The organism is Nocardioides sp. (assembly GCF_041393715.1).
GTDB lineage: Bacteria > Actinomycetota > Actinomycetes > Propionibacteriales > Nocardioidaceae > Nocardioides.
Window position 1 is genome coordinate 279,961 of sequence record NZ_JAWKJQ010000003.1, and the last position, 24,283, is coordinate 304,243.

General features: G+C 72.2%; 17 protein-coding genes and 1 pseudogene. 11 read left to right on the forward strand and 7 right to left on the reverse strand.

What is annotated here, in order from left to right:
• Window positions 1–83: 83 nt before the first annotated feature.
• A complete protein-coding gene (locus tag R2740_RS06710) occupies window positions 84–1,448 on the reverse strand; it encodes an ABC transporter substrate-binding protein (RefSeq protein ID WP_371301913.1) in 1,365 nt (454 codons plus the stop codon).
• Window positions 1,449–1,776: 328 nt separating this feature from the next.
• Between R2740_RS06710 and R2740_RS06715 the strand changes: the two genes are divergently transcribed.
• Window positions 1,777–2,349 (forward strand): GNAT family N-acetyltransferase, encoded by a 573-nt coding sequence (locus R2740_RS06715; protein WP_371301914.1) that lies wholly within the window; start codon window positions 1,777–1,779, stop codon window positions 2,347–2,349.
• A gap of 23 nt (window positions 2,350–2,372) precedes the next feature.
• Here the strand turns inward: R2740_RS06715 and R2740_RS06720 are convergent, their stop codons facing one another.
• A complete protein-coding gene (locus R2740_RS06720; RefSeq protein WP_371301915.1) occupies window positions 2,373–2,813 on the reverse strand; it encodes a hotdog fold thioesterase in 441 nt (146 codons plus the stop codon).
• A gap of 64 nt (window positions 2,814–2,877) precedes the next feature.
• Here R2740_RS06720 and polA point away from each other — a divergent pair, with 64 nt between their 5' ends.
• Window positions 2,878–5,595 carry a DNA polymerase I gene (gene polA, locus R2740_RS06725; RefSeq protein WP_371301916.1) on the forward strand — a complete coding sequence of 906 codons (2,718 nt, stop codon included), beginning with the start codon at window positions 2,878–2,880 and terminating at the stop codon, window positions 5,593–5,595.
• On the opposite strand, the gene R2740_RS06730 is transcribed toward polA, so the two are convergent.
• Window positions 5,589–6,833 carry a lipopolysaccharide biosynthesis protein gene (locus R2740_RS06730; RefSeq protein WP_371301917.1) on the reverse strand — a complete coding sequence of 415 codons (1,245 nt, stop codon included), beginning with the start codon at window positions 6,831–6,833 and terminating at the stop codon, window positions 5,589–5,591. The genes polA and R2740_RS06730 overlap by 7 nt on opposite strands.
• A gap of 60 nt (window positions 6,834–6,893) precedes the next feature.
• Here R2740_RS06730 and R2740_RS06735 point away from each other — a divergent pair, with 60 nt between their 5' ends.
• The 3 genes and pseudogenes from R2740_RS06735 to R2740_RS06745 all read left to right on the forward strand — a co-directional run bounded on the left by R2740_RS06735 (window position 6,894) and on the right by R2740_RS06745 (window position 9,811).
• Window positions 6,894–7,760: a decaprenyl-phosphate phosphoribosyltransferase gene (locus tag R2740_RS06735; protein WP_371301918.1), complete on the forward strand. Its 867-nt coding sequence runs from the start codon at window positions 6,894–6,896 to the stop codon at window positions 7,758–7,760.
• 34 nt (window positions 7,761–7,794) lie between these two features.
• A pseudogene (locus R2740_RS06740) lies at window positions 7,795–9,119 on the forward strand (FAD-binding protein).
• A gap of 287 nt (window positions 9,120–9,406) precedes the next feature.
• Window positions 9,407–9,811, forward strand: coding sequence for an SDR family NAD(P)-dependent oxidoreductase (locus R2740_RS06745; RefSeq protein WP_371301919.1), 405 nt, complete (start codon window positions 9,407–9,409; stop codon window positions 9,809–9,811).
• A 97-nt stretch (window positions 9,812–9,908) separates the two neighbouring features.
• On the opposite strand, the gene R2740_RS06750 is transcribed toward R2740_RS06745, so the two are convergent.
• Window positions 9,909–11,660, reverse strand: coding sequence for a hypothetical protein (locus R2740_RS06750; RefSeq protein ID WP_371301920.1), 1,752 nt, complete (start codon window positions 11,658–11,660; stop codon window positions 9,909–9,911).
• A 72-nt stretch (window positions 11,661–11,732) separates the two neighbouring features.
• Here R2740_RS06750 and R2740_RS06755 point away from each other — a divergent pair, with 72 nt between their 5' ends.
• Together R2740_RS06755 and R2740_RS06760 are read left to right on the forward strand one after the other, a co-directional pair.
• On the forward strand, window positions 11,733–12,104 hold the full coding sequence (locus R2740_RS06755; RefSeq protein WP_371301921.1) for a hypothetical protein: 372 nt from the start codon (window positions 11,733–11,735) through the stop codon (window positions 12,102–12,104).
• 113 nt (window positions 12,105–12,217) lie between these two features.
• Window positions 12,218–12,742, forward strand: a complete 525-nt coding sequence (locus tag R2740_RS06760) for a hypothetical protein (RefSeq protein WP_371301922.1) — start codon at window positions 12,218–12,220, stop codon at window positions 12,740–12,742.
• Here R2740_RS06760 and R2740_RS06765 read toward each other — a convergent pair.
• A complete protein-coding gene (locus R2740_RS06765) occupies window positions 12,739–15,375 on the reverse strand; it encodes an acyltransferase family protein (RefSeq protein WP_371301923.1) in 2,637 nt (878 codons plus the stop codon). The genes R2740_RS06760 and R2740_RS06765 overlap by 4 nt on opposite strands.
• A gap of 878 nt (window positions 15,376–16,253) precedes the next feature.
• Here R2740_RS06765 and R2740_RS06770 point away from each other — a divergent pair.
• Together R2740_RS06770 and R2740_RS06775 are read left to right on the forward strand one after the other, a co-directional pair.
• Window positions 16,254–19,949: an alpha-(1->3)-arabinofuranosyltransferase family protein gene (locus tag R2740_RS06770; RefSeq protein WP_371301924.1), complete on the forward strand. Its 3,696-nt coding sequence runs from the start codon at window positions 16,254–16,256 to the stop codon at window positions 19,947–19,949.
• A gap of 22 nt (window positions 19,950–19,971) precedes the next feature.
• Window positions 19,972–21,024, forward strand: coding sequence for a glycosyltransferase family 4 protein (locus R2740_RS06775; RefSeq protein WP_371301925.1), 1,053 nt, complete (start codon window positions 19,972–19,974; stop codon window positions 21,022–21,024).
• Window positions 21,025–21,048: 24 nt separating this feature from the next.
• On the opposite strand, the gene R2740_RS06780 is transcribed toward R2740_RS06775, so the two are convergent.
• Together R2740_RS06780 and R2740_RS06785 are read right to left on the reverse strand one after the other, a co-directional pair.
• Window positions 21,049–21,411 carry a hypothetical protein gene (locus R2740_RS06780; protein ID WP_371301926.1) on the reverse strand — a complete coding sequence of 121 codons (363 nt, stop codon included), beginning with the start codon at window positions 21,409–21,411 and terminating at the stop codon, window positions 21,049–21,051.
• Window positions 21,384–22,226, reverse strand: a complete 843-nt coding sequence (locus R2740_RS06785; RefSeq protein WP_371301927.1) for a lipopolysaccharide biosynthesis protein — start codon at window positions 22,224–22,226, stop codon at window positions 21,384–21,386. The genes R2740_RS06780 and R2740_RS06785 overlap by 28 nt, the downstream gene beginning before the upstream one ends.
• A 76-nt stretch (window positions 22,227–22,302) precedes the next feature.
• On the opposite strand from R2740_RS06785, the gene R2740_RS06790 reads away from it, so the two are divergent.
• Together R2740_RS06790 and R2740_RS06795 are read left to right on the forward strand one after the other, a co-directional pair.
• Complete coding sequence (locus R2740_RS06790; protein ID WP_371301928.1) at window positions 22,303–24,084, forward strand: hypothetical protein; 1,782 nt, start codon at window positions 22,303–22,305, stop codon at window positions 24,082–24,084.
• A 27-nt stretch (window positions 24,085–24,111) separates the two neighbouring features.
• Window positions 24,112–24,261: a hypothetical protein gene (locus tag R2740_RS06795; protein ID WP_371301929.1), complete on the forward strand. Its 150-nt coding sequence runs from the start codon at window positions 24,112–24,114 to the stop codon at window positions 24,259–24,261.
• Window positions 24,262–24,283: the final 22 nt, after the last annotated feature.

A 24,283-nucleotide genomic window follows, 5' to 3' on the forward strand; every position in this document is an offset into this window, starting at 1 on the left:
GGGCGAGGAGCCAGGGGGCCGCGACACGCAGACGGGCCCCGGACCGAGAGGTCCGGGGCCCGCCTGGGTGATGCGGTGCGGGATCAGCCGCCGGTCGTGCCCTCCACGCTGGTGGTGTACACGTTCTTGTTCGCGTTGTCGTACTTGTAGATGCCGACGAACGCGGACGACGGGTCGTTGTCAGCGTTGAACGGACCGATGCCGGAGATGCCCTTGTAGTGGATGTCGCCGCCACCGTCCAGAGCCGCGATGCAGTCGGCGTAGGTGGAGCACTCGGTGCCACCGTTGGCGCCGGACACCGCCGCGAGGTTCTCCTGCACGGTCTGGGAGTCGGTCGCCCCGCCCTTGGCGGCCGCGAGGGCGGCCAGGATGGTGGCGTCGTAGCTCTCCGCACCGTAGGCGAAGTCCTTCAGGGGGCTGCCCTCAGCGGCCTCGTACCAACCGCTCATCCGGTCCTTGAAGTCCTGGGCCGCGTCGACGCCCGGGATGGTGCCCTGCGCACCCTCCATGGTGCCCTTCGGGAAGTCCTTGCTGTAGTCGGCGGTGTTGCCGTCCGTCAGGTAGGTCTTCGCCATGTCCCAGCCCTGCGACTTGAGCTCGGGGATGATCGCCTTGGACTCGTCGAAGGCGAGCACGACGATGGCGTCCGGCTTGGCCGCCAGCACCGCGCTCACCTCGGCGGAGAACGTCGTCTGGCCGGCGGGGAACTCGTCGCCGTCGCCCTTGCAGCCGTAGACGCACTCGCCGCCGTTGGCCTTGACGGTCTTCTCGACGGTGTTGCGCAGACCGGTGCCGTAGGTGTCGTTGAACACCAGGAAGCCGACCTTCTGCCAGCCGTCGGAGGAGATCAGCGTGCCGAGCGCCGCACCCTGGACGGTGTCCGGGGGAGCGGTGCGGAAGTACCACGGCGAGTAGCCGCTCAGCGCGACCGCGGTGTTGGCCGGGGAGATCTCGACGATCTTGTTCTGGGCGAACGTGTCGACGACGTTCAGCGAGACGCTGGACGAGGCCGCACCGATCACGACGGACGGCTTGCTGGCGACCAGCTCTCCGGCGGTGTTCGTCGAGATCGACATGTCGGTGGAGTCACCCGAGTCCTGCATGTCCACGCACGCGTCGGCACCGGCGACGCCGCCGGCAGCCTGGATGTCGTTGACGGCAAGGCCGACGCCCGCGACCTCCGGCGGGCCGAGGAAGGCCAGGTTGCCGGTCAGGGGCAGGATGCCGCCGACCCGGAAGGTGTCGGCGCTGGTCTGTCCGCCCGAGCACTCGTTGGAGGTGTACGTCTCTTCGGCGGGTGCGCTGCTCTCCGACGTGCTGTCAGAGGCGCTGGGGCTCTCGCTCGCGGATGAACCGCTGTCGTCGGACCCGCACGCCGCCAGCGGAAGAACGAGCACTGCCGCGGCGGCAGTGACCTTCAACCAGGAGGTCGTGGTTACTCGATTCACGCCCTGTACCTTTCTCGAGGTGATGATGCGTGGCCAGGACGCACGTTCGGCGTCCGGGCTGCGTCATACCGTAGTGGACGCCCCAGCGAGAAACGACACCTGATCCGTCGGTATGTCAACCGTTATCCGATTGATGCCATCGGCCAACGGCCGTGTGACCGACGTCATCCGTCGCACGAATGACCCGATTCCTCGGGATCCGAAGGCGTCGGCCGGTCGATTCCTCCACCCCGCCCCCGCGGGCCCGGTGCCGGGCGTAGGGTGGGGCGAGCGGTCGGCAGGTTCGGGGGAACGACCGCGTCCGTTCCCCGACGTCGGAAGGCGCACCGTGAGCCGGTCATCCGTCGTGCTGCGCGACGCCACCGCCGCGGATGCTCCCGCCTTGGCCGAGCTGTGGCACGACGTGCTGCGCCGCGCGGACCCGGCGGAGCAGGAGGCCGACCTGGTGACCCTGATCGGGAGGCTGGACCCGCAGTCGGAGCGCCTCGTGGTCGCGGAGTACGACGGCGAGGTCGCGGGCGCGGTGATGCTCAAGGCGACGACCGCCACCCCGCTGAACCTCGAGCCGCTCGTGCAGGCCGTGTCGCCGCACGTGCTGCCGGCCTACCGCCGTCGAGGCGTGGGCCGGGCACTCGTGGAGGCCGCGGTCGTCTTCGCAGAGGAGCGGGGGATCGGCCACGTCGGCTCCGGCGCACTCAGCGCCTCCCGCGACGCCAACCGGTTCCTGGCCCGCCTCGGCCTCGGCCCGCAGGCGGTGCTGCGGGCCGGCCCGACCGCCACCGTCCGCAGCCGGCTCGACGCCCTCAAGCCGACCAAGAGCCGGGCGCGACAGATCTCCCAGGTGCTCGCCGTGCGGCGCTCGCAGCGCCACCGCGACGCCGCGCCGGCTCCCAAGGGCTGACCCGCCCCGCGCGTCGGCCCGGCTCAGCTGCCGGGCGCGGCGCTGACCAGCATGCAGGTGATCCGCGACGTACAGACCCGTCGGCCCTGCTCGTCGCTCACGACAACCTCGAACGTGGCGCTGCTGCGCCCGCGATGCACCGGCGTCGCGACGCCGGTGACCATGCCGCCGCGGACGGCCCGGTGATGGGTGGCGTTGATGTCCACGCCGACCGCGACCCGGTCCGGCCAGGCGTGCAGCGCCGACCCGATCGACCCGAGGGTCTCCGCCAGCGCCACCGAGGCGCCACCGTGCAGGAGGCCGTAGGGCTGCGTGTTGCCCGCGACCGGCATCGTGGCCACGATCCGGTCCGGGCCGATCTCGAGTAGCTCGACGCCCATCTTGTCGTTGAGGCCACCCATCCCCTCGGGCATCGCGGCGAGGAACTCCTCCACGGACGGCGTCGGCGTCGGTCGCTCGGTCATGGGCGCATTCTCGCCTACCCCGGCCGCGACGGTGGGTGGGGGTGCCGGCGGCTAGAGTCGCGACGTGCCTGCAGCGACTTCGACAACCGCCGCTGACGAGACCGCCCTCGAGCGGCCGCGGCTGTTGCTCCTCGACGGCCACTCGCTGGCCTACCGCGCGTTCTTCGCGCTGCCGGTCGAGAACTTCTCGACCACGACCGGTCAGCACACCAACGCGGTCTACGGCTTCACCTCGATGCTGATCAACGTGCTCCGCGACGAGGAGCCCACCCATGTCGGTGTCGCCTTCGACAAGTCACGCCAGACCTTCCGCGTCGAGCAGTACGCCGACTACAAGGCCGGCCGCAACAAGACCCCCACCGAGTTCAGCAGCCAGCTGCCGCTCATCCAGGAGGTGCTGACCGCGCTGCGCATCCCGTTCCTGGAGAAGCAGGGCTACGAGGCCGACGACATCATCGGCACGCTCGCCACCCAGGCCGAGGCCGCCGGCATGCAGGTGCTGATCCTCACCGGCGACCGCGACTCCCTGCAGCTGGTCTCCGACGACACCACGGTGCTCTACCCCATGCGGGGCGTCTCCGAGCTGGCCCGGATGACTCCCGAGGCGGTCCAGGAGCGCTACGGCGTCTCGCCCGGACGCTACCCCGAGCTCGCTGCGCTGGTCGGTGAGACCTCCGACAACCTGCCCGGCGTGCCGCTGGTCGGGCCGGGGGTGGCGGCCAAGTGGCTCACCGAGTACGACGGCCTCGACAACGTCATCGCCCACGCCGACAAGATCACCGGCAAGCGAGGGGAGAACCTCCGCGCCCACCTCGGCGACGTGATCCGCAACCGCACCCTCAACGCGCTGGTGTGCGACCTCCAGCTCGAGCTGACGCCGACCGACCTGCACCGTCAGGCGTGGGACCGCCACGAGGTGCACACCCTCTTCGACGGTCTGGAGTTCCGGGTCCTCCGGGACCGGCTGTTCGAGACGCTGGAGTCCGAGGAGGAGATCGACGACTCGGGGTTCGACCTCGACGGCAGCCGGCTGGCCCCCGGCGAGGTGGCCGCCTGGCTCGCGGCGCACGGTCACGGCGCACGGGTGGGCGTCGAGGTGCGCGGCTCCTGGCGCGCCGGCACGGGCGAGGTCTGGTCGCTGGCCCTGGCCGCCGCCGACGGCACCGCCTGCTGGCTGGATGCCGCGGAGGTCACCCCCGACGACGACGCGGCGCTCGCGGCCTGGCTCGCCGACCCCGATGCGGCCAAGGTGCTCCACGACGCCAAGGGGCCGATGCTGGCGCTGGCCGCGCGCGGCTGGCTGCTGCGAGGGCTGGTCAGCGACACCGCGCTGGCGGCCTACCTCGTGCGCCCCGACCAGCGCTCCTACGACCTCGCCGACCTCACCCTGCGCTACCTCAAGCGCGAGCTCAAGCAGGTCGACGTCGCCGACGAGGGGCAGCTCAGCTTCGACTCTCTCGACGACGATGCCGGCGGCGCGGAGGTCGCCATGCTGCACGCCCGAGCCGTGCTCGACCTCGCCGAGGCGCTCGACGTCGCGGTCGAGGAGACCGGCGGATCCCGGCTGCTGGCCGAGGTCGAGCTGCCGCTGGTCGACCTGCTGGCCTCGATGGAGCAGACCGGCATCGCCGTCGACGTCGACCACCTGGAGTCGTTGGAGTCCCACTTCGGCGACGAGGTGGCGGCCGCGGCGAGCGAGGCGTTCGCGGTGATCGGCAAGGAGATCAACCTCGGCTCGCCGAAGCAGCTGCAGACGGTGCTGTTCGACGAGCTCGGCATGCCCAAGACGAAGCGCACCAAGACCGGCTGGACCACCGACGCCGACGCCCTCCAGCAGCTCTTCGAGAAGACCGAGCATCCTTTCCTGGTGGCGCTGCTGCGGCACCGCGACGTGATCCGGCTGCGGCAGACCATCGAGGGGCTGCTCAAGACGGTGATGCCCGACGGCCGGATCCACACGACGTTCAACCAGATGATCGCCGCGACCGGCCGGCTCTCCAGCACCGACCCCAACCTGCAGAACATCCCCGTCCGCACCGAGGAGGGCCGGCGGATCCGCGAGGCGTTCGTGGTCGGGCCGGGCTACGACACCCTGATGACGGCCGACTACAGCCAGATCGAGATGCGGATCATGGCTCATCTGTCGGAGGACCAGGGGCTCATCGAGGCGTTCCGCTCCGGACAGGACTTCCACTCGATCACCGCCTCGCGCGTCTTCGGTGTCGAGGCCCACGAGGTCACGCCGGAGATGCGGGCCAAGATCAAGGCGATGAACTACGGCCTCGCCTACGGCCTGTCCGCCTTCGGGCTCGGGCAGCAGCTGCGGATCGAGCCGTCGGAGGCGCGCGGGCTGATGGACGAGTACTTCCAGACGTTCGGAGGCGTCCGCGACTACCTCGCCGGCGTGGTCGACGAGGCGCGCCGTTCGGGCTACACCGAGACGATCATGGGCCGGCGCCGCTACCTCCCCGACCTGACCAGCGACAACCGGCAGCGCCGGGAGATGGCCGAGCGGATGGCGCTCAACGCCCCGATCCAGGGCTCGGCCGCCGACCTGATCAAGGTGGCGATGCTCTCCGTCGACGCCGCCCTTCGCGACCGTGGCCTGGCGTCACGGATGCTGCTCCAGGTCCACGACGAGCTCGTGTTCGAGGTGGCCCCGGGGGAGCGCGAGACCCTCGAGGCCCTGGTGCGTGAGGCCATGGGCGGCGCGGCCGAGCTCACCGTGCCCCTCGACGTGTCGGTCGGCACCGGCCGCAGCTGGCACGAGGCGGCTCACTGAGGCTGCGAGGAGGCATCCTCGGGCGACCGCACCAGATAGAGGCTGATCACCACCAGCATCGCGAGCAGCGCACCGTCGACGGCCACCACCACCGCGATCAGGCCGTTGATGGTGTGCGTGCCCAGGCCGAGTCCCACCAGCGCCGCCAGCCCGGCCCAGAGCAGGTACGCCGATCGTTGGCCACGGCGCGCCAGCACGGCGTACACGAGGAGCTGCAGGGCCGAGAGCAGCATCCCGATCACCGCGAAGAGCCACAGCCGGTCGGCGATGGCTGCGAACTCGTGGCCCCCGATGAAGACGAGGGCGAGGTCGGGCATCAGCCACACGCCGGCAGTGACGGCCGCGCCCAGGACGGCGAGCAGGGTCAGGCTGCGGGTGAGGGCGTGGCGCCGGTCCTGCTCGGTGGAGAGGGCGGGGAAGGCCACCACCACGATGAACTGGGGGAGGAAGAGCGTCGCCTTGGTGAGGATCAGCCCGCCCGCGTAGAGCCCGGCATCGTGCGGGTCGAGCACGTTGCGAGCCACGATCACGTCGACGCTGGAGAGGGCGAAGAAGGCGAAGAGCGCCTGCGAGTTGTGCAGGGTCTCCCTGATGATGTTGGCCGGCCGGTGCTCCGCGTCGAGCTCGCCGTCGTCCCGACGGGCCTCGCGCAGCCCCCACCAGCCCACGATGGCCGGGGCGAACGCGGCGATCGCGACCCCGAGCATGGCCACCGCCTCGGTGGGGGAGACCAGCATCAGCGCGACGCCGACGACCAGCCGCGGCAGCCCGGCCGCGACGTAGATGGCAGCCAGCGGCCGCCACCGACGCTCGCCCTGCAGGATCCCGGCCTGGCCGCCCATCACCGTCAGCGGCACGGCCGAGATCGCGATCAGCGCCGCCGTGGGGACGCTCTCCAGTCGGAGCAGCCGATCGATGAGCGGGCTCAGCATCAGCAGCACGGCGCCCAGGCCGAGTGCCGAGCGATAGGTCACGCTCAGCACGACCCGCTCGATCTGGTGTACCTGCCCAGGATCGGCCGAGATCCGCCGCGCAGCCGTGGCCTGCAGCCCGAGCTGGAGGACCATGATCACCAGCAGCACGTTCATCAGCGCCGCCAAGGCGCCGTACGGCTGGGGGCCCAGCAGGCGGGCGGCGACCAGCTGGAAGCCGTAGGTCGACACGTTCATGACGGCCATGGCCACGGCGACGACGGACCCGCTGCGCAGGACGTTGCGGAAGCCGGTCCCGGGGGTCACCCGCAGAGCCTAAGGCGTCCCGTCCCTCCGCGAGGTCGGGGCCATCTAGACTCCTGCCCGATGAGCAGGACGAAGGCGTTCCTCATGACGATGAGGCCGCGGCAGTGGGTCAAGAACCTCCTGGTCGTGACGGCGCCGCTGGCGGCGGGTGCGCTGGGCGACCCCGGCGTGGCCGTCCGGACCGGGTTGGCATTCGTCGCGTTCTGCGCCGGCTCCTCGGCGGTCTACGCCCTCAACGACGCCTCCGACATGGAGACCGACCGACTCCATCCGACCAAGCGCCACCGGCCGATCGCCTCGGGAGCACTCTCCGCGACGGAGGGTCGCCTGTTGGCCCTCGGTCTGGCCGCGCTCGCGCTGGTGGTCGGTGCACTCGCCAGCTGGTCCTTCGTCGTCCTGCTGGCGTCCTACCTGCTGCTCCAGGTGGCGTACACCTATCGGCTCAAGCACGAGCCGGTCCTCGACATCGTCGTCGTGTCGAGCGGCTTCCTGCTGCGCGCCGTGGCCGGCGGACTGGCGGCCGACATCGCCATCTCGCCGTGGTTCCTGCTGGTCGCGGGCTTCGGCTCGCTCTTCATCGTCAGCGGCAAGCGCTACTCCGAGCTGCACACGCTCGGGAGCGAGGCCGGCACCCGGCGGTCGCTGGTCCGCTACACGCCGACGTACCTCCGGTTCGTCTGGAGCATGGCGGCGGCCGGCACGGCGATGTCCTACAGCCTGTGGGCCTTCGAGATGGACGACCGGACCGCCGTCGCGTGGCACGCCATCTCGATCGCGCCGTTCGTGATCGGACTGCTGCGCTACGCCGTCGACATCGACGCCGGCACCGCCGCCGAGCCGGAGGACATCGTGTACGCCGACCGCAGCCTGCAGCTCATCGGCGTGGTCTGGCTGGTCCTGTTCGCCCTCGGGGTGCTGGGTGGATGACGGCTTCCGGCCGCGGTCCGGGCCGCCGCCCACGATGCTCACCGGCTGGGGGCGCACGGCCCCGACGTCGGCGCGCCTCGTCCACACGACCGTCGAGGGTGTGGCGGCCGCGGTCCGCACGGCCGGGGCTCGAGGGCTGATCGCGCGCGGGCTGGGCCGCTCCTACGGCGACCCGGCCCAGAACGCCGGCGGGACCGTGCTGGCCCCGCTCCCCGGCGGCATCGGTCTCGACGAGGTCGCCGGGCTCGCGACGGTCACGGCGGGCACCACCCTGCATGACCTGATGCGCTTCCTGATCCCGCGGGCTTCTTCGTGCCCGTCACCCCCGGCACCCGCTTCGTGACGGTGGGTGGCCTCGTCGCGTGCGACGTCCACGGCAAGAACCATCACCGCAGCGGCAGCTTCGGCGCCCATGTGACGGAGCTGGACCTGGTCACCGCGGACGGTCGCACCAGGACGGTCTCGCCCGAGCGCGACCCGGAGCTCTTCTGGGCCACGGTCGGGGGCCTCGGGCTCACCGGGGTGATCACGTCGGTGACCTTCGCCGCGCCCCGGATCGAGACCGGCTACCTGCGCGTGGACACCGAGCGGCTCGGCGACCTCGACGCGATCATGGCCAGGATCGAGGAGAGCGACCAGCGGTCGGCGTACTCCGTGGCGTGGATCGACACGGCGGCCCGCGGCCGGGCCCTGGGACGCTCGGTGCTCACCCGGGGCGACTTCGCGGAGCGGGCGGCGTTGACCGGAGCCGCGGCGCGCCATCCGCGGCAGCCGCCGGGGGAGCCGCGGCTGGCCGCCCCGCCGTGGGTGCCACCCCGTCTCGTGTCGACCACCACGGTGCGCGCCTTCAACGAGGCGTGGTTCCGCAAGGCACCTCGGTCGAGGACGGATGAGCTGCAGTCCGTCGGGACGTTCTTCCATCCGCTCGACGGCGTCAGGGACTGGAACCGCTGCTACGGTCGGCGCGGCTTCGTGCAGTACCAGCTGGTGCTTCCGGACTCCGCGAGCGGCCGGCTCGCCCGCATCCTCGAGCGGGTCTCGGCTTCCGGGCAGCCGTCGTTCCTCGCCGTCCTCAAGCGCTTCGGCGCCGCCGGCCCGGCACCGCTGTCGTTCCCGATGGCGGGCTGGACCCTGGCTGTCGACTTCCCCGTCTCGGCGGGGCTGGCCGCGCTGCTGACGGCTCTGGACCGGGAGGTGGTCGAGGCTGGCGGCCGCCTCTACCTCGCCAAGGACGCCCGGAGCGCCCCCGCGATGGTTGCGGCTGGCTATCCCGAGCTGGACCGGTTCCGCGAGACGCGAGCCCGGATCGACCCCGATCGCCGGTTCCAGTCGGACCTCTCGCGTCGGCTCGACCTGTGACGGCTTTCCCGAAAGGACTCCACGTGATCAACGCGCTCGGCCAGCCCCAGTCGGTCCTCATGCTGGGCGGCACCAGCGACATCGCGGTGGCACTGGCCCGCCGGTGGGCCGCGGTGGCACCCTTCCACCTCACTCGCGGCCCGCCCAGGACCACGCCGCGACGCCGTCGCGACCGAGCTGCGCGGGCTCGGCGTGGAGGTCAGCGAGGTCGACTTCGACGCCGCCGACGCCGACGCCCATCCGGGTCTCATCGCCGCGGTGGCGGGGAGCACGACATCGATGTCGCGGTGGTGGCGTTCGGGGTGCTGACCGACGAGGAGAGCGTCTGGCAGTCGCACGCCGCGGCGATGGCTGAAGTCCGGGTCAACTACCTCGGCGCCGTGAGTGTCGGCGTCTGCCTGGCCGATGTCATGCGCGGTCAGGGCCACGGGGTCATCGTCGCCCTGTCGTCGGTGGCCGGGGAGCGGGTGCGTCGGTCGAACTTCGTCTACGGATCGGCGAAGGCCGGGATGGATGGCTTCTACCTCGGCCTCGGGGAGGCACTGCGCGGGTCGGGAGCCTCCGTCCTGGTCGTGCGACCCGGCTTCGTCCGGACCAGGATGACCGAGGGGCGCGAGCCCGCCCCCTGGCCGTCGACGCCGACACGGTCGCCGAGGCCATCGTCGACGGCGTCACCCGCCGTGCGGAGCTGATCTGGGTTCCGGCGCCCCTCCGGATCGTCATGTCCGGGCTGCGACACGTGCCGCGCTCGGTCTTCCGGCGCCTCCCGCTCTGAGAAGCGGCCCGGGCTCAGGGCGACGGCGGGGCTCCGGGGAGCGCAAGGTACACGTCGAACTGCCAGGTGTTTCCCTGGCTGTCGCGGTAGGAGTCGGTCGACCCGACGAGCTCGTAGGTCGCCGACTCGAGGCCCAGCCTCGGAAGGACGTCCTCCGGGCTCTGGCCGCTCTGAGTGACGACGACGGTCACGGCGTCCCGGGGGCATCTGTCCCAGGCGCGGTAGTCGGTCTCCTCGGGGACCGGCCAGGTCTGGTCGTTGCACACGAAGTAGCCCTCGTCCATGAGGCGGTAGGTCAGCGCGGTGACCGGGTTGAACCGGAAGCCGAACGTGTAGGTCACGCGCACCGGGTCACCGCGCTCCACCGTGGCGCGGAGGGGATCCTGGAGGAGGTCGCCCACCTGGTTCATGACCCTGTTGCGTTCGAAGTCGGCCGTGGTGGGCGCGTGCACCGCGAGCGCGAACGCCCACGCCAGGAGCAACGCACACGTCGCCTGCACCGCCCGCCGTACCACTCCGGCCGAGAGCCTCCTGCGAAGCAGCTCGGTCACGTCGTCGGCACCCAGCCAGGCGACGGTCGCCCACACCAACAGACCGAAGACGCGGATGGGCGTCACCCAGTAGGCATCGGTCCAGACCGTGGGGCCGGCCGGCAGGAACCTGGTCAGGATCACGACCTCCGCGATGAAGCTCGTGCACGCGAGAACCGCCAAGAACTCAGCGGCGGACCGGAGGATGCCGCCGCGGCTCCCCTGGCGCCGGCTGGCCCGTCGCCCTAGAGAGATGAGGAGCGCCAGCAGGCCGATCGTGAGGACTGCTCGAACGATGTTGGGCCACTGGGGGATGGGAATCGCCGAGGCGAGGAACCGAAGGGCCAAGGCGTCGGTGTCGCGTGAGCCGCCCTCCGACTGTGCCGCGTTGACATAGCGATGCAGCTGGGAGGCGTTGCCCGGCTCGAACGTGAGCGACTCCCAGACGGGCAGCATCCACATGAGGACGAGCAGACCCAGCGCACCCCACCCGGGTCCGGGAAGCGGGCGGCGGCGTACGGGACCCGGCAGCGGCCACCAGGCACCGCGACGCGTGTGCCACTGCCTCATCCCGACCAGCCCAGCGACCAGGGCGATCACCGTCAACACGGGTACGTAGGCGAGCTGAGCCTGGGCGGCGACGGTCCAGGCGAAGACCAACGCGATCAACCATCGAGGGCGTCTGAGCGACATCGTCGCCGCGAGGGGCACCAGGAGCAAGGCGTACACGGCGGGGATCGTGTTGATGGGCTGGAAGAGCTGGAAGCCCGAGTCGCCCTGGGCGAGCACGAGGCAGGCAAGGCTCAACGGCACCAACAGCCGCAGTCTGCCGAGGAGCCAACCGGCGCGGAGGATCAGCACCACGAACGCGGTGTGCAGGACCGCCAGCGCGACCAGGAGCCCGACGCTGCCCCCCAGCGTCGCCACGAAGGGGGCCACGAGGTAGTACTCGATCGGCCCGAGATGATGGGCGCTCGCCAAGGGATCGACGGCCCCGCTGCCTGCTGCCTGGGTCCCCAACATCGGGAGATGGCCCGCCAACAGGTCCTGCACCTTGAGGATCGTCCGCGCATCGTCCTCGATGGGCCACCACCCGGCATGGACGGCCACCACTGCTCCCCACCAGATCGGCAGGATCGTCAGCAGGCTGATGCCGAGCGCGAGCCGACCGGCGGGTGAGGCCGGCGGGACCGGGATGTACCGCCACGGTCTCGGCCGCGACTGCTGTTCGTTCATGCCAACGCACACTGTAGTGTTCGTGCGTTCCACGTCGGGGCGAGACCGTCGTGGGTGACCAGGAGAGCCGGGATGGTAGCCACCGAGGGCGACAACGCCGATGCGGGCGCAGAGACCCGGGTCTCCCGCGTTCCCCGACGGGGAGCCAGGGTCGCGTTCCTGCTGGCGGCCCTCATGGTCGTCGGCGCCGTCTACTTCCTCTTCGTGCCGCTGGGCGCACCCACGCAGGGCGGCGGGCTGTGGAGGTGCGGGACGGTCCTGAAGGGGCCCCAGGACGCCTTCGGCAGCACCATCTGCGGGGGCGTGCGAGACCTCAACCTCGCGCGGGCTGTCGGCCTGGCGGCCGCCGCCGCCGTCACCGCGATCGGCGGCCTCGCCATCTTCGGTTTCGACCGTTCGATCCAGCTGCGCGCTCGTCGCGACGAGGACGCCGAGGACTTCTAGCCTCGGGCAGCGCTGCTGGCAGGTCGTCTCCGGCGTTCGTGGTCAACACCGCCGCCCCCGGGCGGTAGCCTTCCTCCCGACCACCCGCGGAACCCCAGGATGAGAGCGTCAGGATGAGCGAAGTCGTGACCGAGACCCGGATCACCAGCCGGCCCAGCCTCGGCGCCAAGGTGTGTCTGGTCGTGGCGGGTCTGTTCTTGGTCGCGGCGGCCTACCAGATGCTGGTGCCGTTGTCGGTCACCGTCGGCAACGGCGGCAGGTTCGAGTGCCGCAGCGCCGCTCAGGGGCCGCGCACCCAGCTGGCCAAGAGCACCTGCGGTGACATCTACCGCGTGGCCGAGGCGCGAGCCGCCGCATTCACCGCGGCCGCGTTGGTCACCGCCGTGGGTGGCTTCTTGACGTTCGGGCTGGTCCGGCGGCGGGAGGATGCAGTGCCTGCGCCTGCCGGCGAGACCGTGGACGAGGAGAGCGACCACACGGACGGCTCGGAGTCCTACCCCGACTCGGAGTCCCACGCCGACTCGGGGGAGACCGACGCTGCGCCGGCGGACGGCGACGATGAGGCAGCCGGACGAGCCGCGGTCGATGCGGCCGACCCCGCGCCCGGATCGAAGCGCGGCCCCGACGACCACGCCTAGGAGGTTCGGGCGGCCTCGATCGCCGGCACCAGGATCGACCAGACGAGCGCTGCCCCTTGGTCGTTGAAGTGCAGGCCGTCCTCGTACAGCCGCACCCCGTCGACGACGGGCTCGAAGCCGTCGGGGCACAGCTCGTGGTGCAGGTCGACCACCGAGACGCCGGTCGGGTAGTCGCCGGCCACGTCTGTCAGCACCCGGTTGTTGCGACGCACGCGAGTGTCGTCGTTGATGATCTTCGAGTCGGCGGTCTCGGTGATGTCGATGACTCGGTGACACGGGCTGGTGACCACGACCACGGGGATGTCGCGGTCGCGGAACAGGTCGATCCGCTGACGCAGGTTGTCGGCCAGCCATTCGTCGTGAGCCGAGGTCCCGAACGCGATCACCTCGCCATCGACCAGCTTGTCGTACTGCTCTCCGATGCCCACGAAGACCAGCCCCACCTGAGGGTTGATGCGGTCCAGCGTCGCTGGGATCGAGGCTGACCAGGTCGAGCATTCGGGATCCATGGGCTTGGCCGTCCCGTCGACGACGGAGGGCGTGCTGAAGGCGGAGCAGCCCAGCAGCGTGTCGTCGAGCACGCGGAGGTCCGGGTAGTCGCCGGTGGGGAACCTCTTCGACAGACCCAGTGGGACGGAGTCTCCGACGAGCAGGGCGGTGCTGCGGATGGGGCTCCTCGCGGTCAGTCCCGCGGTGATCGCCGGCATCAGGAGCTGTCGCCAGACGATCGCTCCGCCCTGGCGGCTGAAGTGCACGCCGTCGTCGCGGAGCGTGACCCCGTTCACCTGGTCGCGGGGTTCACCGCCCGGGCACAGGTAGCTCCCGGTGTCGACCAGGACGACGTCCGGGTGCCTGTCGGCGAAGTCGGCGATGACGGCGTTGACAGCGCTCGCGCGGCTCGGGTCGTTTCGCACCACCGCGTCGTCCATGCCTCGCAGCGACGGCGCCTGCTGGTCGTAGCACGGCACCGTGGGCACCACCAGCATCGCGCCGTCGGCCGTCAGCGTGTCGTAGGCCTGGTCGTACTTGCGGCCCAGGTAGGAGGCGTACGACGCGCTGGTGGCCGCGACGTCCTTGCCGCCCACCACGTGGTCGAAGACCTCCCACGCGCCGGTGCTCAGCAGCACCACGTCGGGCTGAACCTTGGTCACCGCCGCGCCCCACCGCTCGAGCTGTCCCTTGCACTCGGCGTTGGGAATGCCACGCTCGCCTTGGAAGGAGAGGTACTGGACCGCGAGTCCGCAACCGAGATGGGTGGCGTCGGCCACCTTCCAGGAGGGGAAGGAGGGCTGCGGGAACGACACACTCAAGCTGCTGCCGATGGAGTCGCCGACGACCAGGATGCTTCGATTGCCGGCTCCTGCGGCGTTGGGGCCGAACGGGCTGTCCGGGAGCGGAGCCGCCTGCCCTCCCGCCGTGCCGAGCATCAGGGCGGTCAGGGCCGCGGGCAGACCGAGGACGACCACCGAGCGGCCGAGCATCGCCGGCACTCGCCGCAGCGCCCCGCTGCGGATCGGCCTCTCGACCAGGTAGAACGACAGGGTCGCGATCATCACGGTGACAGCGAGCCGGGCGATGAGGAGTGCGGTGCCCGAGAGGTCGACGTGGGCCGGGCTGAGAGCGATGAAGACCGGCCAGTGCCAGAGGTACAGGCCATAGGAGATCAGCCCGATCCACGCGACTGGCCGCAGCGACAGCAGGCGGGCGACCGGGCCGTGCGGCGCGGCCTCGACGCCCAGCACCAGCAGGGCGGCGACCAGGCAGACCGCGGCGAAGCCCCCTCGGTACAGGACCGGCGACTGGTCGTGGAACCACGCCATCGCGACCAGCGTGCCGACCAGGCCGACCGGCGCTGCCACCGACGACAGCCATCCCGGGACGCCCTGGTCGAGCGGGCGTCGTCGGGCCAGCAGCACCCCGAGCAGCGAGCCGATCATCAGCTCATGGATCCGCGTGTCGGTGCCGTAGTAGACGCGCGAGGGGTCGACGGCCGGGTCGAACAGCAGCGTCATCTCGACGATGCTGGCGACGGCCAGGGCCCCGAGTGCCGTCGGCACGACCCAGCTCCGGCCGCGGGCCAGCCGCAGCAGCCCGATCAGCAGCAGCGGGAAGAACAGGTAGTACTGCTCCTCGATGGCCAGCGACCAGGTGTGCCGGAACGGCGAGGGGTCGCCGAACTGTTCGAAGTACGACGACCCCGCGAGGAGGAACCGCCAGTTCGAGACGTAGAGCAACGAGCTCAGTCCGTCGCCTCGGATCGTGGCCATCCGGCTCGGGTCGGCCGCCAACGCCGCCCACGCGGCGACGGCGACGACGACGAGGGCAAGGGCTGGCAACAGCCGCCGCGCCCGTCGTAGGTAGAACCCGACGAGGTCGAGGCTGCCCCAGGTGCGCCACTCGTCGAGCAGCAGAGTGGTGATCAGGTAGCCCGACAGCACGAAGAAGACATCGACGCCCAGGAAGCCGCCCGGCACCCAGCTCAAGCCCGCGTGGTAGAGCATCACCGACACCACCGCGATCGCCCGCACCCCATCCAGCGCGGGCCGGTAGCCCGGTCCTCTCCCGAAGCCGGCGGGAGCGTTCCGGCTGGTGACCCGGCCCCGTGGGCCGCCGGCGTGCGTCTGCGAGCTCATCGAGCCGTCCGGCGGGGCGCCCGGCCCGGATCTGCCGGGTCGTAGCCCAGCCCTCGGCCAGCCGCTCGGCGTCACGCCGCGCCTCCCCGGGGGCAGGTCGGCCCACTCCAGGGAGGCCACCCGGCGAGTGTTGAGGTCGCGCGGGACCTTCTCCATGGCCAGCGCGACGTGCCCCGGCGCCACGTCCAGACCGATCTCGGCGAGGGCGGCGGCAACCCCGCTCCGCGTCGAGCTCCTCGAGGTGGTGCCGGCGGTAGGACTCCGGCGCCGCCCCGTCGAGCACCATCCGGTTCCAGAGGGTCCAGTAGCGCAGCGCCCGCTCCGCCTCGGTGTCGGGTGCCCACAGGCTCGGGGCGTAGACGCGGACGAACTCGCGGTAGACCTTGTGTGGGCGGGGGCCCTTGTCGGAGCGCTCCACGTGACCCGCGGCCATCAGCTGCTCGCGCACCCGCCACTTGGCCCGCGTGTAGAGGTCGTCGCCGTGCAGGAAGGCCGGGCCGCGGTCGGCGAAGAACCGCACGCCCACGAGCGACCGCACGACCTTCAGCGGGTGCCGGACCTGGTGCAGGACGAGCGCGTCACCCAGCTCGCCGAGGAACGGCGCGGCCAGCCACGAGGAGTCGCCGTGCTGCCCTTGCCATCCCTCGAAGCCACGGGTCCGGGGCCCGAACAGCACCTCATGGCCCACCCGCAGACCGAGGCCGGACAGCAGCACCGCCAGATAGGTGGTGCCGGAGCGAGCACACCCGGTCACGACGAACGGGCGGAGGTCAGGAGTGGCCATCGAGGTGGTGCGGTCCCGGCATGCTAGAGGGCGGTAGGGCGCTGATAATCTACCCCGGCCCGACCGGCGGTGCATGTCTGAGGAAGGGCATCGAGTGGCGAACCGAGCAGCAGCGGGACAGCTGCGTCGGGTCGCGCGCTGGCTGCTCGGTGAGCGAGGCGTGCTGACGCTGCTCACGATGATCGGCTTCCTCGTCACGGTGCTCGTCCATCCCGGTCAGCTCTACATCGACACTCGGCCCGACCTCTACCTCGACCCGGGCGGTCTGGTCCGCGAGTCGCTGTCCACCTGGGTCCCCGGCACCGGGCTCGGGACCACCAACTACGACAACGGCTATCTGCCGGCGGCGGTCGTCCAGTGGCTGTTGCAGGCGATCGGGCTGCCGGCCTGGCTGGCCATGCGCCTGTGGCGATTCGCGCTGCTCGTGACTGCGGCCGCCGGTGCTCGGCGGCTGCTGGCCGACCTGCTCCGCGGCCGCTCGTCCCTCGGTCCCGGCCGCGGTGACGCCCTGGCCGGGGTGACCGTGGCCGTCTGCTACGCCGCCAACCCGTACGTGCTCATCGGCGCGTCCACCACCCCGGTGATGCTGCCCTACGCGCTGTTCCCGTGGATGTTGCTGGCGGCCCGGCGCAGCTTCGCCGAGCAGCGGTGGTGGGTGGGTGCCTCCTGGTTCGCGCTGGTGATGGCGGCGATGGGTGGCATGAACGCCGGCGTGGTCCTGGGCTTCCTGCTGCTGGCCGTGCCGGTGCTCGCCTGGGACGCCGTGAGCCGTGAGGGTCGGACGTGGCGACCGGTTCTGCGAGGCACGGCCGCCTGCGCGGTCGGCATGCTGGTGGTCTCGGCGTACTGGATCGTCGGCACGGCCACCGCCCTCTCGACGGCGACCTCGGTCGCCGCGGCCACCGAGGACCCGCGGACCGTGGCCCAGGTCTCGTCCCTGGCCGAGGTGATGCGCGGGCTGGGCTCGTGGCTGTCGTACGGCGGCGACGCGCTCGGGCCCTACCGGCCGGGGTTCACCACCTATCTGACCAGCCCGCTGATGGTGCTGTTCTCCTTCACGCTGCCCGTGCTCGCCGTGCTGGGTGCGCTGCTCACCCGCCATCCGCTGGCCCGGTTCGCGACGGTTCTGACGGTGCTCGGCGTCGTGTTGATGGCCGGCGCCTACGCACCTGAGAACCCCTCACCGTTCGGCCGGGCCCTGCTCTTCGGCTTCGACCGCGTCCCGGGTCTGGTGGCTTTCCGCACCACTGGGAAGGCCGGCGCGCTGGCGATGCTCGGCATGGCGCTGCTGGCCGCGCTGGGCGCCCGGGCTGCCCTACGTCGGTGGCCGGCGCGGGCGCCCTGGGGCATCGGGTTCGCGGGCGCAGGGGTGGCCCTGTCGGTCCTGCCCGTCTGGCTCGGCTTGATCTATCCGGGCGTCCTGAGCATCCCGGACTACTGGACGACCGCGGAGCGGCAGTTCGCATCGAGCTCGGAGGTGCAGCGGGTCTGGGCGCTCCCGGGAGAGACCAACGCGCTCTACCGCTGGCGGCCGCGCGGCGTCGACGACTTCGCGCCGTACCTGCTCGACCGGGAGGTCGTCTACGGGCGGTCCTTCCCGGACGGGCCCCTCGGTGCCTGGAACCTGCTCACCAGCATCGACAGCTCGCTCGGAGACGGCGACGACGGAGCTCTGCTGTCGACCACCGCGCGCTACCTCGCGGTCGGTGACGTGCTCGACCGCAACGACATGGTGTGGGAGCTGATGGGCGCGCCGCGGCCGCTGGACGTCGTGTCCGCCACCGAGGCGGACCCGGGCCTGGCTCCGGTCGCGCTCTACGGGAACGCGGGGGAGAACGTCTCGCCGCTCGATCCGGATCGGGCGCTACCCGCCGAGCAGCGGCTCAGCCCGCTGATCCGCTACCGCGTCCTGCAGCCGACGAGCCTGGCGCGCAGCTTCGACACCTCGGGCCAGCTCCTCGTCGTCGGCGACAACGGGTCGGTGGCACCGTCGGTGTGGGCGGGGCTGCTCGACGGCGACACGGCCTACCGGCTGGTCGCGGACACCTCGACGGCCGATATCGCCGCGGCACTCGAGGGCGGCGGGCGGCTGCTCCTGACCGACACCAACCGGAGACGCTCCGGCAACGTGCACCGGCTCGACCTGAGCGGGCCACTGGTCTCAGCGGGCACGCCCATCGCGGACTCGCGGACCTTCGGCGGCGTCGACGATCAGACCGTGGCCGTCTACGACGGCATCGCGGACGTGACGGCGAGCTCCTCGGGCTCGATCTTCGGTCCCACGCCCTCGGGACGGCCTTTCCTCGCCGTTGACGGAGATCCAGACACCGCCTGGCAGTTCGGCGACTTCGGCACCGCCGTCGGCGAGTCGCTCACCGTCACCTTGGACCGTCCCACAGCGATCGACCGGCTCAGCCTGCTCCGCAGCGACGACAACGGAGCCCGGGTGGACTCCGTGGTCGTGCGGGCCGGCGACCAGGTGGTGTCGGGGAGCTTCGGCGACGATGACCGGCTCTCCCTGACCTTCGATGAGCCTGCGACGGTCGATCGGGTGACGGTCACCGTCACCGGCGTGACGGGACGTGGCGCCAACCAGGTGGGACTCAGCGAGGTCGGGATCCCGGGCGTGTCCGCCCGAGAGTATGCCCGGCTTCCGGTCACCCTCGACGACCTGGCCACGAGGGCCGACACAGCCGGTCTGGTCGCCGCCGCGCCGATCGATGTGCTTCTCGCTCGCGACCCCGACGAGCAGGAGAAGGACCTGTGGCGGGAGTTCTCCCTGCCCTCGGGGCATGACTTCCGGGTGCGGGCCCAGGTGACGACGACCGCCCCCGGGCAGTGGCGCCGCTGCCGCTCCCTCGGCGAGCTCGACGGTCGGCAGCTGCGCGCCCGGGCCATCGGCCCGCGCCCGTCCGCGACGGACGGCGGCCCGAGTGTCGTGCAGGTGCGCGGCTGCGCCTCCGTCGACCTGGCGGCGGGCACGCACCGCCTGGTCAGTCGACCCGGGCTCCGCGTCGACCGCCTCCTGCTCAGCGCGGGTGGGTCCCGCACCCCGCCCGCGACGACGAACCTGAGCTGGAAGGGCGGCGGCACGGCCTACGACGTCGCCGTACCCGAGTCCGAGCAGGACCGGATCGTGGTGCTCGCCGTTGCCCGTGACCCGCGCTGGCAGGCCGAGCTGGATGGGCGCCCGCTCGGCCCTCCGGTCGAGGTCAATGGCTATGCCATGGGCTGGATGGTCCCCGCGGGCGAGTCCGGCGACCTGCGCATCCGGTTCGCCCCGCAGCGGCGGTTCCTCGTCGCTGCGGTCCTCTCGGGGCTCGGTGTCCTGGCCGCGGTGCTGGTCCTGGGCCTCTCGCGGCGTCGCGGTCGTCGCGACGAGTCTCCCCCCGGCGAGCAGCCGGCACCCGAGGGCCCGAGGGCAGCCGCGGCGACCCGCCGGCGGGCGGCGCTGGAGGTCGGGCTGATGGTCGCGGCCTGGCTCCTGGGAGGCTGGCTCGGCCTTGCTTGCGCCGTGGCCGCGGTCGGCGCGGTGCGGCTCGGCCTCGAGGTCCGCTGGTTGTCCGTGGCCGCGCTCACCGGAATGCTGCTGGTTCCGCTGGCCTGGCTGGGAGGCAACCTGTCCCGGCTCGGGGAGGTGTCCTTCGCGGTGGTCTCGCTGAACCCGTGGCCGCAGCGTCTCGCGGTGCCGACCCTGGTGCTGCTGCTGGCCGGCGTACTCCTGAGGCCCGACGCCGGGGCGCACCCGCAGCGGAGGCCGGACGAGCACGGGAGGGACGAGCTCTCATGACACCCGCGAGATCCTGTGGTTCATGCAGGTGGGCCAGCGCCCCTGGCGCGAGCTCCACTGGCTGTCCCTGATGCCCGACACCCACGTGACCTCGCTGGGGTCACCGACGCCGCCCGAGGCGGTGACCCACCTGACCTCGCGCTACCGCCAGCCCACGCGGCGGTTCATCGAGGCCGGCGCGATGGCCTGGCTGCGCGACGTCGACCGGGCCCCCACCGACACCGACTGGGTGGCGTCGCTGGAGCCGTTCTCGCTGACCACCGGCCAGGCGGCGCGCTTCGCCGAGCGGCACCGACGCCGGTTGGCGGTGCTGATGTGGCACAACTTCAAGGAGACCCCGCTCTATCGGCTGCCCGGCTACCGCCACGCCTGGTTGGCGTCCCGCCATGCCGACTTCTTCCTGTGCCTCATCGAGGCCAGCCGGCGGCACATCCTCGAGATGGGCATCGAGCCCGAGCGGGTCGACTGCGTGCTGCCCGGGATCGACACCACGGTGTTCACCCCACCCGCGACGCCGGTCGAGGAGCCGGTCGTCGCGTTCATCTCGCCGCTGCGCAACAACAAGGGCCTCGACCGGGTGCTGCTGGCGTTCGAGAAGGTCGTCACGGCGGTGCCCGAGGCACGGCTGGTCATCGCCGGCACCGGCGAGGACGAGCAGATGGCCCGCGATGCCGCGGCCCGCGACCCGCGCCACATCGACTACGTCGGCATGCTCGACCAGCGCGGCGTGGCCGAGCTGATGCGGCGCTCCGCGGTGTTCGTCACCGCGCCCCGCGCCACCCGCACGTGGAACGAGCAGTTCGGTCTGGTCTACCTGGAGGCGATGGCCAGCGGGATGGTCGTCGTGACCACCGCGAGCGGCACCAACGACGAGGCCGTCAAGGAGCCCAACCACCGGGTGCCCGACGACGTCGGCCTGATCGCCGACGCGATCGTCGAGCTGCTGGAGGACCCCGGCCGCCGCGCGGAGGCTGCGCGCCGCAACCGGGAGTGGGTGGTCGCCGAGCACGACGTCCGCACCCAGGCCCGGCGGATGGGAGAGGCGTTCGCCCGCGCCGAGCACCGGCTCGGCTGATCTCCGGCGGGTCTCCGGCGGCGATCAGGGCCGGGAGAGCAGCCGACCGGTCAGCCCGGCCGCCAGGGCGGCGTTGACCGCCAGCACGATGGTCACCAGACCGACGACCTGGCTCCCGGGCCGCAGTGCCACCACGCCCACCAGGGCCGCCACGGCCACCCAGACCCCGACGGCGACCACCTCGTCGTGCCGAGCGACCCGCTGGGCGACCAGCAGCTGGTTGAGCGCGAGCAGGGTGCCGAGCAGGGCGAAGATCCACGCGGTGCCGCCCACCTCGCTGAACCGGTGGCCCAGCACCGCCGGCACCAGCCACGGACCCAGCGCCAGCATCGCCAGGGTCGCGGCGAGACCGATGGCGATCACCTTGAGGGCGGCCACCCGCAGCACGGCGAGGAGCGTGCTGCGTCGGTCAGGGACGCGAACGCGGACAGCACGACGAACTGCGGCGCGAACTGCACGGCGCGGGTGACCAGCGCGCCGGCGGCGTACCAGCCGGATCCGTGCGGGTCGAGGGTGACCCGCGCCAGCAGCACGTCGATGTTCGCGAGGGTCCACATCGCCCCGGTGGCGAGCGCGATCCGCAGCACCGGCCAGTACGACGCCCGGTGCCGCGACGCCGGCGCCTGGGACAGCGCGGCGCCCCAGGCGACGCCGGCCACGATCAGGGTGCCGACCCCGATGCCCCACACGACGGCCCACGGACCGAGGTCGAGGGCGAGGCCCGCCAGTCCGCCGGCGAGCCGGCCGACCCCCGACAGCAGGATCACCGTGCCCAGGGCGACCAGGCGCTCGGAGCCCTGCAACAGGCCCTGTGCCGTCGAGAGCCAGACCAGCGGCAGCACGAGGAGTGCGGCGCTGGCGGCGCCCGGCAGCGCGTCGGTGTCCAGCAGGGGAGCGGCCGCGAGAACCAGCCCGAACGTGGCCACCGAGCTCAGGATCGACAGACCCAGGGTGGTCGGCAGCAGCGAGCGCGCGTCCGCCTCGAGAGCCGTGGTGCGGGCGGTCCACGACTGGAGCGCCATGGCCGGGATCGACATGATCACCGTGAGGGTGAGCAGCGAGGCGAGCTCGCCGTAGGCCGGCGGCCCGAGCGTGCGGGTGGCCACGATGTTGAGGACGTACACCGACCCCTGCGAGGCGAGGGTGCCGGCCGCGACCGCGGCCTCGGCGGCGCGCGGCGAGCGTCGGCCCGACCGGGGCATCGGTGCGGTTCCTTCCGGCGAGAGGGCCTTCCGGCGCGGACGGGCCGGGCCGTGGCACCACTAGTACGGTGCGGGCATGCGGAGCATAGCGCGGGCCGACCGGCCGGCGGCCGATCGCTGGCTCGCCCGGGGGCTGGCTCTGCTGGTGGCTCTTGCGGTGTGTGCGCCGCTCCTCGGGCGCGGCTACACGCTCGCCTACGACATGGTGTTCGTCCCCGACCCGGCCTTCACCGCTCACGCCTGGGGCGGCGACGGGATGGTGCCGCGGGCGGTGCCGGCCGACGCGATTCTCGCCGTGGTGGGGTGGCTGCTCCCGATGTCGCTGGTCCAGCAGCTGCTCCTGCTGGCCGCGACCGGACTCGGGGTGCTCGGCGCCTGGCGGGTGGCGCCCGCCCGCACCCTGCTCGGGGCCGCCGCGACGGCACTGGCGTTCGGCTGGGGCGCCTACCAGGCGGAGCGTCTCGCGATGGGCCAGTGGTCGCTGCTGCTCGGGGTGGCGCTGCTGCCCTGGGTGCTGCGGGCCGGGCTCGGGGCCGCGGACACCGGACGCGCCTGGCAGCTGGCGCTGCTCGTGGCGGCAGGCGCAGTGGCGGCGCCGACCGCCGGGGTGCTGACGGCCGGGCTGGCGCTGGCCCTGGTCGCGGCGCTGCCGCTGTCGGGGCGGCACCGGGCGCTGGTGGTCGCCACGGCGGGGGTCGCCAACGCCACCTGGGCGGTCCCCGGGGCGCTGGCCGGCGCCCGGCTCGGTCGCGACGACCTGGGCGTCGCCGCCTTCGCGACCGCCGCCGACACACCCGCCGGCGTCGTGGTCTCGGCGCTCACCGGCGGCGGGGTGTGGAACCGTCTGGTCCATCTGGACTCCCGTGCGTCGGCGGTCTCGGCCGGGCTGGGGCTGGTGGTCCTGGCGGTGGCCGCCCTCGGGGTCCGCGCGCTGGTCACCCGGCCTGCGACGGCGACCCGGGCCTCCGACCCGGTCGGGCCCGCCCCCGCGCCGGCGTCGGCGCGGGCCGGTCGTGCCGTGCTGGCCCTGGGCATCATCGGGCTGCTGCTGGCGCTGGTCACCACGACCGGGCCGGGAGCGCACGCGGTGACCTGGCTGACCGGGCACGTACCCGGTGCCGGGCTGCTCCGCGACGCGCAGAAGTGGCTCGGCTGGTGGCTCCTGCCGGTGGCCCTCGCGTTCGGGGTCGGCCTCGAGCGCGTCGCCGCCTGGTTCCCGCCGGGGTCGGCCGTGCTGGTGCTCGCCAGTGGGGCGCTGGTGCCGCTGGTGGCCACCCCCGACTACGCCTGGGGGGTCGGGGGTCGCCTGGAGGCGCATCCCTGGCCCGCGGCGTACTCCGAGGCGGCCCGCGCGCTCGACGAGGCGCCCCGACCCGGCGCGGTGGTGGTGCTGCCCTGGCATGCCTTCCGCGCCTGGGACTGGAACGGCGACCGCGCCGTACTCGACCCGTGGCAGCGCTGGCTCGACCGGCCGGTGGTGGTGCGCGACGACCTCGAGCTGGTGCACCGAACCGTCCCGGGGGAGGACCCGGTCGCCGCCGCCGTCGGCGAGGTGCTGGGCCGGGGCGGCCCCGTCGACACCGAGGCGTTGCGGGCGCTCGGGGTGCGCTATGTGCTGGAGGACCTGACCACGGCCGGTCGGGAGGGCCCCGAGCCGGCCGGGTCCGTGCTGGTCGACAACGACCGAGTACGGGTGGTCGACCTGGGCCCGGTCGAGGCCGATCCCGCCCGCGACGCACACCCGGTCCGGGTGGCCGGCGCCGACCTGGTGGCCCTCGTCTGGGTCCTCGGACTGGTCATCGGCGGAGCGGTGTCGCGATGGCGGAACGGCCGGTCGCGGGTGCTACTATCCCGCTGAGTCCTTTCCGACGGAGGTCCCGAACACATGCCGCTCACTCCTTGGCTGATGGCGTTGATCGCCTTCGTCATCGGCATCGTGCTGGCCATCCTCGCGATCTTCATGGCGACGGCGGTGCTGACCCCGGCGGCCAAGCAGAGCGACTCGCCCCTGATCGTCTACGGCAACGACGGCTGACCGGCCGCCCGCCGACCGAGCC